The following is a 12,218-nucleotide window of genomic DNA, read 5'->3' on the forward strand; positions in this document are numbered from 1 at the left end:
GCTCGAATCCGGTGCTGCGTCAGTTGAGCAGTGCGGTGATGCCTGCGTTGATGGCAAAGCCGCCGCACATCAGCCAGGCAAACACGATGGCCGCCAGTGCCAGCGGCTTCATGCCTGCCTTGCGGATGGCCGAGACGTGGGTCGTCAAGCCAAGGCCGGCCATGGCCATCGCCAGCAGGACGGTGTCGATGTCGATCACCTGTTGCACCAGCGCATGGGGCAGCAGTGCCAGCGAGTTGAGTCCGGCGACCGCCACGAACCCGAGCGCGAACCAGGGAATCAAAATGCCGCTGCGTTGAGTGGCATTGCCACGATCGCTATCTAACGCCTCTGCGTGCGTGCCATCGGCGCGAGAAAGATAGGCCGACAGGCCCACAAGAAACGGCGCCAGCATCATCACCCGCACCATCTTGGCGATCACTGCGGTATTGGCGGCCTGCTCGCTGCTGGCGCGACCGGCAGCGACCACCTGTGCCACTTCGTGAATGGTGGAGCCGGCGAACATGCCGTACTCCGTCGGCGACAGATCGAACCAGCGGTAGTGGGCGATCAGGTGATACAGCGCCGGATACAGGAACATCGCCAACGTGCCGAACACCACCACCGTGGCCACCGCGACCATCACCTGTTCGGCGCGGCCGCGCACGACAGGTTCGGTAGCCATCACGGCGGCAGCACCGCAGATCGAACTGCCTGCGCCGATCAGCATCGCGGTGTTGCGGTCCAGGCCGAACACGCGTACGCCGAGGAAGCAGGCCAAGCCGAAGGTGCTGCACAGCACCGTCGCGTCGATCGCCACGCCGGTCCAGCCGACATTGCCGATGTCCTGAAAGGTCAGGCGCAGGCCGTACAGGATGATGCCCAGACGCAGCAGGTTAGCCTTGGAAAAACGCACACCTGCGCCAGCTTTCGCGCTCAGGCGTGGATAGACAGTGTTGCCGACCAGCATGCCGAGCACGATGGCCAGGGTCAGCGCGCTGACGCCGTTAGCCTGCAGCCAGCCGATCTTGCTCAGCTGCATCGATACACCGGCCAGTACGCCCGTTAATGCAAGACCCGGCACCCACTGGCGCATGCGGTGAAATGCGTTGGTAGCAGGCGGCTGCGCTAGGTGGGCCGGAACAGTGGTGGTGTGCATGGCGGTTGATCGCGTCTTGCGGAAGGCATGCGCGCACTGTGGACCGCGGCGATCTATCCAACAAACGGATTATTCCGCTATAACCAATCACAAAAACAGGTAATGAGTCTTTGCATGCGTCTGACACTGCGGCAGTTGCTGATCTTCACGGCCGTAGCCGATACCGGCAGCACGACTGCGGCGGGGGAGCGCGTGGCGCTGTCGCAATCGGCGACCAGCGGCGCCCTCAATGAACTGGAAAGCCTGCTCGGCGCACAGCTGTTCGACCGCATCGGCAAGCGTTTGCTGCTCAACGACAACGGCCGCGCATTGCTGCCGCAGGCCAGGGCCTTGCTCGACGGCGTGCAGGAGATCGAAAGCCAGTTCGGGCTCGGGGCCGCCGGTGTGGCCACAGCGCCGTTGCTCACGCGGCTACGCGTGGGGGCCAGCACCACCATCGGCAACTACGTGTTGCCATCGCTGATCGCCGGCTATCGAACAGCATGGCCGGGCGCTGCGGTGGACGTGGTCATCGGCAATACGCGTGAGGTGGCCGCCGCCGTGAGCCGGCTGGAGGTGGATATCGGTTTGATCGAAGGCCCGTGCCATGAGTCGGATCTTGAGGTCGTGCCTTGGCGACAAGACGCGTTGGTGATAGTTGCAGCACCGACGCATGCATTGGCGCAGGCCGCCGCGCATGCACGCGTGCCGTTGAAGACCTTGCGACAGGCGCGCTGGCTGCTTCGCGAGCCGGGCTCGGGCACGCGTGAGGCGGTGGAGCACGTCCTGCTGCCGCACTTGCATCACCTCGATAGCGAGATGCAGCCCGGGAGCACCGAAGCGATCAAGCAGGCAGCGGCCGAAGGGCTGGGGCTGGCATGCCTGTCGTTGTGTGCGGTGCAGGACCTGGTGACACTGGGTCGCCTGGTGATTCTACCCACCACATTGCCGCGGCTGACGCGGCGCTTCTACCGCATCCAGCACCGGCAAAAACGGCTGTCGGGCAACCTGCAGCGCTTTGTCGCGCATTGCGATCGGCGTGACGTGGAATCTTCCTGATGGCTGGGGTGCTGAGCGGGCGCTGGACTATATGACCTCTTCCCACGCACCTATCCGCGTATGGTGTGCCGACGATTAGTGCACTAGCGACGTCTTGCCAGCGCCAGCACCTCCTGGCGTTGCACTGCTCGGTCAGCGCCACTGACGCACCAATAAAAAAGCCGCGCAGTGCGCGGCTTGATGCATGACCCGGACTGAAGCGTGTCTTCAGCGGACCTCGGCCAATGCCACGCGGGCGTCGTCCATGAACTTCTGTGCTTCCTGCGGTGTTGCCAGTTGGGTGCTGAGCTGGCTGAGCACCTGCTCGATGTCGCTGGAGGCGTCCCAGGCTTCATCGCAGAGCATGCCTGCGATCGGGCCGAGATAGTTCAGCGCGACTTTTTCCAGTGCATCGCGGACGCGATCGTCGGGCCTGGCGTTACCGCCCCTGGACACCGGCGCTGCACTCGCGCTTGCAACGGGTGCCGCAGGTGCCGGTGTCGGTGCCGGCGCAACCGGTGCGGGTGCGCCGCCCAGATCCTGTTCGAAGCCACCCATCAACCATTGCCGCGAGTCGTCGCTCAACAGCGAGGGTTTGCCCAGGGCGGCACCGGGGTCGATCTGGAAGCGCGCCTTCGCCGCGTTGACCATGGTGAGGCGGGTTACCGCCTCATCATTGCGCAGCATGCGGAAGACCACTTCTTCGATCAGTCCGCTGTTGATGCGGACGATGCAGGAGTGGTTCTCCTCGGTGACGATGAACAGGAAGCCGGATGCCTTCTTCAATGCCAGCGCTCTGAGCTCGCGCAGGATCTCGATCAGCGGACGGAATTCAGTGGACATGGCGTCTTTCTTGCCTCATTCGTTCGGATGGGGAGGGGCGGCTCATCGTTTGCTGAGCCGCTCCATCGCCAGTCGCACGCTATTGGAGAGCCGCGAAATCGCCCGTGCCAGGGTACCGATCTCGTCCTTGAGGTTGACCTCGGCGATGGTGTGGTTCCACTTGCCCATGCTGAGTTCTTCCGCTACGGCGGTAAGGTTCTGGACAGGGCGCAACACGCGGTTCCAGATCAGCAAGGACTGCACGCCGACCATGAGTGCACAGACGAGCAAGCCGATGCCGGCAATCCACAACGATTGGTGCAAGATCAAGGCGTTGATGTCGCTCTTGGGATAGGCCGATGCCAAGGTGAAGCCCCAATTGCGTATCTCTTCTTTAACCACCACCCAGTCTTCCGGGCTCTCCTTGACGATCCGCTCGATGGTGGCGCTATCGGTGGTGGGACCGGTGGTCGACTGGAAGCGCAATTTATTCTTGCTGTCCAACACCGCGACGAAGCCAGACGAGAGCATGCTACGGCTGCCGATCACGGTCGCCAGCTCAACCGTATCGGCCTTGTAGGCGATAGCCAAAGCACCGATGACGCGTTTGTCGTTGCCGGCAAAGATCGGTTCGTAGCGAGCAACATATGGGTTGCCGAGAACATCGAGCACACCAGAGAAGCTCTCTCCATTGCGCAGCTTGCCAGCGGCCTTGCTGTTCGGATCGAGCACGGTGCCGACGGCGCGACTGCCGTCGGCATTGGTGATGTTGGTGGAGATACGAACGAAGTCGTCGCCGACACGAGAAAAAATCGTTGCGTTGCCCTGCTTACTGATGGAAGCGCCGTCGTCGACCAAGCTGGAAGTGGCGGCGTCGACCAAGCCAAACACGTTGGCCTGCGACTTCTGACCCAGCAGTATGTCGTTGGCAGTGCGGCGCCCGACGCGGACTTGGTTCCCTTGACTGGCTGGGCCTAGCTCATCGACTTGCCTGCGCAGATTGTGCATAGATGCCCCGACGCGATCGAGCAGCATCTCGCGGGTAAGCGAGAACATGGTCTGGGTCAGAACCGAGGTACGTCGGATGACCGCTGCGGTTTCAGACTCGATACGTCTTGCTTCGGTGACAGCCAGGATCACCGTTAGTCCCGACATCACGATCAGCCCCAAGGCCAATACCGGCAGCAGCAGGCGTACCCGCAAAGAGTGACGAAGCATTGCATTCCCCTGAACGCATTAAGAAAATGTACGACACTGCGCTCGCGGCGCAGTGCGATGGTTGATGTGTAGTTAGCGGCTGATGAAGGCCATACTGAAGTGGCTCCCCAGCCGCAATGCGCTCGCGGCGCAGTGCGATGGTTGATGTGCAGTTAGCGGCTGATGAAGGCCATACTGAAGCGGCTCCCCAGCCGCAACTGAGGTATAAGGTAACGTAAGCAGATCCATGTTGGGATACGCTTCCGGCTTTTGTATGGGCGTTGATTCAACATTCGCTTCCGCATGGGGCGGCCCAATCAGCTTTTTGGTTTGGTTTGGTCTGGGTGCGGGCGCTTGGCGACCCTTCGTGCGCTCAGGTGTCTAACGACAGGATCCCCCGCCGCAGCGCGACAATGACCGCATGGGTGCGATCGCGCACGCCTAGCTTGGCCAGGATGTTCTTCATATGCGCCTTGACCGTTTCTTTGGAGATGCTCAAGGCGCTGCCGATCTGTTTGTTGGAACAGCCGGTGGCGACCAAGTTCAGCACCTCGGTCTCGCGTGCGGACAGGGCATCGTCGAGCACATGGGCGGCGATGTTTTCAGCCACCGCGGCTGGAACATGCCGGCGCTGGCCGCGGCGTACATCGCGGATGGTGTCGACCAACTCGCGGCGCAGCGCGCTCTTGAGCAGGTAACCGCAGGCGCCGGCCTGCAGGACACGCACCGCGCGGACGTCGCCGGTGTAGGTGGTCAACACGATGACCTTGGCAGCGGAATCGACACGGCGAATACGCTGGATCGCTTCGACTCCGTCCACGCGCGGCATCTGCAGATCCATCAGCACCACGTCCGGGCGCAGGCGGGTGTAGCAGGCCACCGCCTGTTCGCCATCTTCGGCTTCGCCGACCACCCGCATGTCGTGTTCGGCGGCGAGCATGGCGCTGAGCCCATCGCGTAGCAGTGGATGGTCGTCGACCACCAGCACCTCGGTTGGGCGGACCATTTCAACCATTGGAGCTCTCCGTGGATCGTGCTGTGTGAAATGGCCACCACCATCGCTTGGCGCGCACGTAAGCGGCATGGGCGGGCAGGGTGATCTGGATTTCGGTGCCGCTGCCGGGGCGCGACCACAGCTGCATCTTGGCGCCGATGCGCTGCGCGCGTTCCTGCATGCCGGTCAGGCCCCAGTGCCCGGTACGGGCGTGGCCGTGCAGCACGTCCGGGTCGAGGCCGCGGCCATCGTCGCGGATGCGCAGCGTGAAGTAACGTGAACCGTAACGCAGTTCCAGCGCGATGCCGGTGGCATCGGCGTGCCGGTCGGCATTGGCCAGTGCTTCGCGGCCGAGTTGGAATAGCTCGTCTGCCACCAGGGGGTGCAAGCGCAGGGGCCGGCCGTCGACAGAGACCTGCAGTTCGGCACTCGGCGGCGGCATGGTGGCGTTGCGCGCCCGTTGCAGGGCAGCGGCCAGATCTTGATGTAACGATTGGCTGTCACGTAACCCGTTGACGCGATCGCGGCCTTCGGCCAATGCGTTTTCGGCCAGGTCGACCGCCTGTACCAGCTCCAGCCGACGCGGGTCGTTCCAGGGCAGCGAGCGGCTGGCAGCATGCAACCGCAGGATCAGTCCCTGGGTGCCTTGCAGCAAGGTGTCGTGCAATTCGCGGGCAATGCGTTCGCGTTCGCGGTAACGCTCTTCCAGGCGCGCGCGCAGGCGCCCGGCCACGTGCCGGGTGCGCATGCGCCAGGCGATGCCGAGCGCCAGCAGCAGGCCCACCGCGCAGCACACCTTGAACAGCCAGGTCTGCACGAAGGCGGCCTCAATGACGAAGTCCAGGGTGTCGCCGCGCTCATTCCAGAGGCCGTCGTTGTTGGCCGCGGCAATGCGGAAGCGGTAACGCCCGGGCGCCAGATTGGTATAGAACGCCTCGCCGCGGTTGCCGGCGTCCTGCCAGTGCGCATCGACGCCTTCCAGCCGGTAACGGAACCGCACGCGTTCCGGGCGGGTGAGGCTGATGGCGTCGTAGCCGATGCGCAGGCGGTCTGTCCCCTTAGGAAGGTGCAGGCCATCCTGACGCGGGTAGTGCCGGTCGTTGGCGACCACGTCGGTGACGAACACCTCCGGCGCGGTGGGGTTGCGGTAGGTCTGTTCGGGATCGAGCCAGGCCAGGCCCTGGTTGGTGGTGAACCAGAGCAGACCATCGGTGGCAGCAACCGCGGTAGATACCGGAGTGGCCTGTTGGGCGACGCCGGGCAGGCCATCCATGATGTCGTACACGCGCAGCGTTGGGCTGGCCACCCCGGTGCGCAAGCTGCGCAACAACGCCAGCCGGCCGATTTGCACCACCCCGCGGTTGCCGTTCAACCAGAAAGTGTCGTGGCGATCGCGCACGATGCCGGTAATGCCCTGCAGTAGCGGATTGGCTTGATCGGCCACCTGCTGGAAGCGGTCACCGCTGCGGAGCGCGGCAAGCCCACTTTCGCCAGCCACCAGGGTGAGGGCTGCGCTGTGCCAGATCGCGGTGATCGGGCCGACCGCCAGGCCGTCGTTGGCGGTGTAGTGCCGCACCTGCCCGCCACGCAGCACGCTGAGCTCGCCCTTGACGCTGCCTACCCACAGCGCGGCATCGGGCGTGGCGACGAGCACCGAACAGGGTTCGTCCTGCAGGCCGGTGATCGCCTGCCAGCGATTGCCATCCCAACGCTGCGGCCCACTGGCGTCGGGGCACACCCAGGGAGCGTCCTGGGCATCGACGGCGAACCCGCGGATCGAGCCGGTCGGCACGTTCTGCGGTAAGGGCAAGGAGTGGGTGCGTCCTTGCTGCAGGTGGAGCAGATGGTTGTCGCCGAGTAGCCAACCGCCGGCGGTGGAGGGCACTTTCAGCACGCTCGCGGGTGCGCCGGCTTGCAGGCGTTCGATCCCGGTCCGCGTCAATGCCAGCTTGCGCTCATCGCGCAGGACCGTCAGTAACAACGGGGTGCTCGGGGTGGCGGCGGTTGCGAAGATTGCGGCCGCCGTGGGCTGGCCGGGTAGCAACGCCGAAAGCGGGAGCAGGGCGCGATGACGGAAGCGGTTGAGCCCCAGATTGGTGCCGGCCCACAGATTGCCTTCGTGGTCTTCCAGCAGCGGGCCGGCGGTGGACGAGGTCAGGCCCTGCACCGGGCCGAAGCGCTCGAGCACCGGCGCCTTTGATGTCGGTTGGGCGACACGGAACACGCCGCCTGCGCTGTAGTCGCTGCCCCACAGCGCGCCGTCGCGCATGAACCGGATGCGCCCCGCAGACAGACCGGGAAACTGCAGCTGGTCGCGTGCGGTGGCAGATAACACCGCACCATGCGCATCGGTCAGCGCAAACACGCCGCGATGCGGATCGGCAACCCAGATCGTGCCGTCCGGATGCTCTGCCATGGTGGTGAAGTGCCCGACCTGCTGGCCGGTGGGTTCGAAGCGTTGTCCACCGGGTCGCAGCAACAGGATGCGGCTGCCGTCGCTCACCCACAGAATGCCGCGGCGATCGCGCAGCAGCCATTGCGCGCTTGCTGCCGGGTAGCTCCAGTCGGCACCGGCGCGGTGCCAGCGCTGTCCGTCGAACCAGCACAGCCCGCCATCGATGGCTGCCCACAGGCGGCCGCTGCCATCGCGTTCGATGCGGAACACCATCCCGTCCGGCACATCCTTGCCGGGCATAAAGTGGGTGAGGCGGCCGTCGGCCAGGCGATCAATGCCGGCATTGAAATAGCCGATCCACGCGCCATCGTCCGCAGTCAGCGACAGCGCCGTCATGTTGTGCGATGCGTAGGCTTCACCCTCCGGTGCTGCCTGCCGGGTGAAGTGTTCGCCGTCGAACTTGAACAGACCGAAGCCGGTCGCCAGCCACAACGCACCGCCGTCGGCTTGCTGGATGTCCCAGATATCGGCCGGTGCACCGCGCTCGATGCTCCAGGCGGTGTGGTGAAACTGCAGTAGCCCGTCGCGCGTCGCCGCGACAAGAACGGCGAACGGATGGCAGGCTCATGCGGCATCGCATCATTGTCGGGCGGGATCGGGGGAAGCACCACCACCTCTTTCGGGGGAGGGACGTGCGCGGCGAAATCGGTTAGTGGGTGCTGCACCTGTGACGCGGGTGCGTGTTGCGTGAGCTGTGGGTAGGACGCGACGCATCGGTATTGCGCAACTCTGCTGCAACGACTCGCAGTGGCGTTCGCTTGGTGGCCGCGCTGGCTTGTTGTGTATTTTGATCGCGCTGTCGAGGGGGGATGCACTAGCTGCCTGGTGCGATGCGGATGTTCTGCAATGCGTTGCGTCATTTCGATTCGACGCACGTTGTATCGGTGGACAACGCAACGCTGCACCGAACGTGCATCCCACCCACGCTGCCGCCATGGCGGACACAGACATCGCTACCCCAAAAGGGGGAGCGATTCGCCTCACCATCAGGGGTAGGGCAGTGAGGATGTCCCCCGCACCATAGGGCCATTCCCCGCGGAGACGCCACATGGCACCTCTGATTGCTGTTGGTGGTCCCGACGTGCGTGCTGCAGCACTCATGCAAACACAGGGGCCGCGTGTGCGCGCTGTTGCGCGTGCAATGCAGTACATCGACACGCATCTGTATGAGCCTGTCAGCGTGGCGCATCTGGCGGAAGCCGCCTGCATGAGCCGCTTCCATTTCGCGCGCGTGTTTCGTGATGCGATCGGTGCCAGCCCGATGGAATACCTGCGCCGTCGTCGGCTCGAACGTGCACAGGCGCTGCTGCGCGAAGGCCGCCACACCATCAGCCAGATCGCCACCGATCTGTGCTTCTTCGACCAAAGCCACTTCGTTCGCAGCTTTCGCAATGCGACCGGTTGTACCCCTGCACGCTTCGCCGCGCAGACGGCGATGGAGCCATGCAGCAATCCACACATGTCACCTGCGCAGCGGCGCGGTGGTCATTCCGTTTCACTATCCCTGGAGCAACACGCATGACCACTGCAACTGCCGTACCTGGCGCCTCCTTGCTATCGCCCGGCGATCACACCCTGATTTTGATCGACCATCAATCGCAGATGGCGTTCGCCACGCATAGCATCGATATCTCGGCGCTACGCAGCAACGTGGCGTTGATCGCCAAGGGCGCCAAAGGCTTCAAGGTGCCGGTGATTCTGACCACCGTTGCAGAAAAGTCGTTCTCCGGCCCGTTGTTTGCGGAGTTGCCGGAGATCTTTCCGGGCGAGCCGGTGTTCGATCGCACCAGCATGAACGCCTGGGAAGACACGGGCGTGATCGATCGCGTCAACGCCATCGGTAAGCGGCGCCTGGTGATCGCCGGTCTGTGGACCAGCGTGTGCATCGTGGGCCCGACGCTGTCGGCGATCGAACAAGGCTTCGAGGTGTACGTCATCACCGATGCCTGCGGCGATGTGAGCGATGAAGCACACGAACGTGCCGTGACGCGCATGGTGCAGGCCGGCGCCGCACCCATCACCAGCGTGCAGTACCTGCTGGAGTTGCAGCGCGATTGGGCGCGTAGCCAGACCTACGAGCTGACCACCGGTATTGCACGCGCACATGCTGGTGGCTATGGCATCGGCATCCAGTACGCCAGGAGCATGTTCGGTGCGCAGGAAGGCGGGCATTGAACGCATCGGCACCACGCAACACCGCCGGGCTTTCGCTCGCGTTGCTGATGCTGCGCATCGCTGGCGGCGGCTTCCTGCTGCCACACGGGTTGGGCAAGTTGCTGGGCTGGTTCGGTGGACCGGGCTTGCCCGGGTTTGCTGCTGAATTGCAGCAGTTCGGCTTTCCTTCCGTCGCACCGTTGCCTCTGCTGCTGGCGTTGGTGCAGACCCTTTCCGGGCTGGCCGTCTTGCTGGGGCTATGGACCCGTGCCAGTGCGGCACTGGCAGCGCTGTTTATCGCGACCACCGTGCTGGTTGCCATGCCAAAAGGCTGGTTCTGGATGCAGGGCGGTATGGAATACCCGCTGATGTGGTTGCTGGTGTTGTTGGCAGTCGCTGCGGCCGGCGGTGGAGCGTGGTCGCTGGACCACCTGCGTCGGCGCAGCGCGGCATGAGCCGCACGCCGGGCGATCACGATGCCGGGCGGCGCCTGTGGATGCAGGGCGCCGCAGCCGGTCTTGCATTGGGCGCCTTGCCCGCTGCTTCGTCTGCTTCAAGGACATCTCCAATGATCGATCTTGTCGTTCGCAATGCGCGCATCACCACACTCGATCCGCGTCAGCCCAGCGCCACTGCCATTGCGGTTGCCGACGGACGCATCGTGGCAGTCGGCGACGACGCGCAAATCATGGCCCTGGCGAAAGGTGCACGCAGCATCGATGCGCAGGCGCGGCGCCTGCTGCCCGGCCTTAACGACAGCCACACCCATCTGATTCGTGGCGGTTTGAATTACAACCTGGAGCTGCGCTGGGACGGCGTGCGCTCGCTGGCCGACGCGATGGCGATGTTGAAGGCGCAGGTCGACCGCACGCCGGCGCCGCAGTGGGTGCGCGTAGTCGGCGGCTTCACCGCCTATCAATTCGCTGAAAAGCGAATGCCCACGTTGGACGAAATCAACGCCATCGCACCAGACACGCCGGTGTTTCTGTTGCATCTGTACGACCGCGCCTTGCTCAACCGCGCGGCGCTGCGTGCCTGCGGCTACGACAAGGCCACGCCAGATCCGCCGGGCGGGCGCATCGAGCGCGACAAGTTAGGCAATCCCACCGGCCTGCTGCTGGCCAAGCCCAACGCGTTGATCCTCTACGCAAGCCTGGCCAAAGGCCCACGCCTGCCACTGGAATATCAAGCCAATTCCACCCGCCATTTCATGCGCGAACTCAACCGGTTGGGGATCACCTCGGTGATCGATGCCGGCGGTGGTTTCCAGAATTATCCGGAGGACTACCAGGTCATCGAACAGCTGCATGCGGCCGATCAACTAAGCGTGCGCATCGCCTACAACTTGTTCACCCAGAACAAGGGCAAGGAGGTCGAAGACTTCCGTGGCTGGACCGAGTTACTGCCGGTGCGCAAGGGCGATGATCTGCTACGCCACAATGGCGCTGGCGAGATGCTGGTGTTTTCCGCTGCTGACTTCGAGCAGTTCAGCGAGCCGCGTCCTGAGCTGCCGCCGGAACTGGAACCCGAGCTGGAGCAGGTGGTGCGACTGCTGGTGGAAAAGCGCTGGCCGTTCCGCATCCATGCAACCTACGACGAAAGCATCGCGCGCATTCTCGACGTGTACGAAAAGGTCAACGCAGACATCCCGTTCGACGGCTTGCACTGGTTTATCGACCATGCCGAAACGATTACCCCGCGCAACATCGATCGCATCCGCGCATTGAATGGCGGTATCGCCGTGCAACATCGCATGGCCTATCAGGGCGAAGCGTTCGTGCAGCGCTATGGCGTGCAAGCTGCAAAACAAACACCGCCAGTGCGGCGCATGCTGGCTGCGGGAATTGCGGTCGGCGCAGGCACCGATGCCACGCGCGTGGCCAGCTACAACCCGTGGGTGGCGCTGTCGTGGCTGGTCACCGGCCGCACCGTGGGTGGCCTGGCGTTATACGGCGAAGAGAATCTGCTCGATCGCGAACAGGCGTTACGGCTCTGGACGCAGGGCAGCGCCTGGTTTTCCGGCGACGAGGCCAACAAGGGCACGCTGGCGGTGGGGCAGTTGGCCGATTTCATCGTATTGTCCGACGATTATTTTCGTGTTGACGATGCGGCCATCGCCGACATCACCAGTGTGCTGACCGTGTTGGGCGGGCGTGTTGTGCACGGTGACGGCGACTTTGCCGCGCTGGCACCCACGCTGCCACCGGCCATGCCGGACTGGTCGCCGGTGAATCGCTTTGGCGGCTATCACGTCGGTGGCGTAGGCAGCGGGCTGTCCGCTGCAACGCACGTGCACGGCCACGGCCACGGCTGTAGCGCCCACGGCGCGCATGGACACGCAGCGCAGCATGCTGCACCTACCGACGACCTGCGCGGTTTCTGGGGCGCATTGGGCTGCGCATGTTTCGCGTTTTGATGGCGCTATCGCCACCACACATGCG

10 protein-coding genes are annotated in these 12,218 nt (G+C 64.1%); 5 read left to right on the plus strand and 5 right to left on the minus strand.

What is annotated here, in order from left to right:
- Nucleotides 1–19 precede the first annotated feature (19 nt).
- A complete protein-coding gene (locus NX05_RS03335; RefSeq protein ID WP_039434816.1) occupies nt 20–1,138 on the minus strand; it encodes a YeiH family protein in 1,119 nt (372 codons plus the stop codon).
- Nucleotides 1,139–1,252: 114 nt separating this feature from the next.
- On the opposite strand from NX05_RS03335, the gene NX05_RS03340 reads away from it, so the two are divergent.
- On the plus strand, nt 1,253–2,176 hold the full coding sequence (locus NX05_RS03340; protein WP_039434819.1) for a LysR family transcriptional regulator: 924 nt from the start codon (nt 1,253–1,255) through the stop codon (nt 2,174–2,176).
- Between the two features lie 207 nt (nt 2,177–2,383).
- On the opposite strand, the gene NX05_RS03345 is transcribed toward NX05_RS03340, so the two are convergent.
- The 4 genes from NX05_RS03345 to NX05_RS03360 form a co-directional block, all read right to left on the minus strand.
- Entirely contained in the window at nt 2,384–2,998 is a 615-nt protein-coding gene (locus NX05_RS03345; protein ID WP_010373184.1) for a DUF8082 domain-containing protein, read from the minus strand.
- Between the two features lie 42 nt (nt 2,999–3,040).
- Nucleotides 3,041–4,195, minus strand: a complete 1,155-nt coding sequence (locus NX05_RS03350) for a Cache 3/Cache 2 fusion domain-containing protein (protein ID WP_039434821.1) — start codon at nt 4,193–4,195, stop codon at nt 3,041–3,043.
- A 352-nt stretch (nt 4,196–4,547) separates the two neighbouring features.
- The gene (locus NX05_RS03355) at nt 4,548–5,189 is read right to left on the minus strand and encodes a response regulator (RefSeq protein WP_039434823.1); all 642 of its coding nucleotides are present in this window, start codon (nt 5,187–5,189) and stop codon (nt 4,548–4,550) included.
- Nucleotides 5,182–8,055: a sensor histidine kinase gene (locus NX05_RS03360; protein ID WP_230597759.1), complete on the minus strand. Its 2,874-nt coding sequence runs from the start codon at nt 8,053–8,055 to the stop codon at nt 5,182–5,184. The genes NX05_RS03355 and NX05_RS03360 overlap by 8 nt, the downstream gene beginning before the upstream one ends.
- Before the next feature lie 649 nt (nt 8,056–8,704).
- Here NX05_RS03360 and NX05_RS03365 point away from each other — a divergent pair.
- The 4 genes from NX05_RS03365 (at nt 8,705) to NX05_RS03380 (ending at nt 12,193) form a co-directional block, all read left to right on the plus strand.
- Complete coding sequence (locus NX05_RS03365) at nt 8,705–9,145, plus strand: helix-turn-helix domain-containing protein (protein WP_172645732.1); 441 nt, start codon at nt 8,705–8,707, stop codon at nt 9,143–9,145.
- Nucleotides 9,142–9,798, plus strand: a complete 657-nt coding sequence (locus NX05_RS03370) for a hydrolase (RefSeq protein ID WP_039434827.1) — start codon at nt 9,142–9,144, stop codon at nt 9,796–9,798. The genes NX05_RS03365 and NX05_RS03370 overlap by 4 nt, the downstream gene beginning before the upstream one ends.
- The gene (locus NX05_RS03375; protein WP_010373202.1) at nt 9,795–10,232 is read left to right on the plus strand and encodes a DoxX family protein; all 438 of its coding nucleotides are present in this window, start codon (nt 9,795–9,797) and stop codon (nt 10,230–10,232) included. Before NX05_RS03370 ends, NX05_RS03375 begins: the two co-directional genes overlap by 4 nt.
- Before the next feature lie 113 nt (nt 10,233–10,345).
- Nucleotides 10,346–12,193: an amidohydrolase gene (locus NX05_RS03380; protein ID WP_173568301.1), complete on the plus strand. Its 1,848-nt coding sequence runs from the start codon at nt 10,346–10,348 to the stop codon at nt 12,191–12,193.
- Nucleotides 12,194–12,218 lie beyond the last annotated feature (25 nt).

Origin of the sequence: Xanthomonas vasicola (genome assembly GCF_000772705.2) — a bacterium.
Classification (GTDB): domain Bacteria; phylum Pseudomonadota; class Gammaproteobacteria; order Xanthomonadales; family Xanthomonadaceae; genus Xanthomonas; species Xanthomonas vasicola.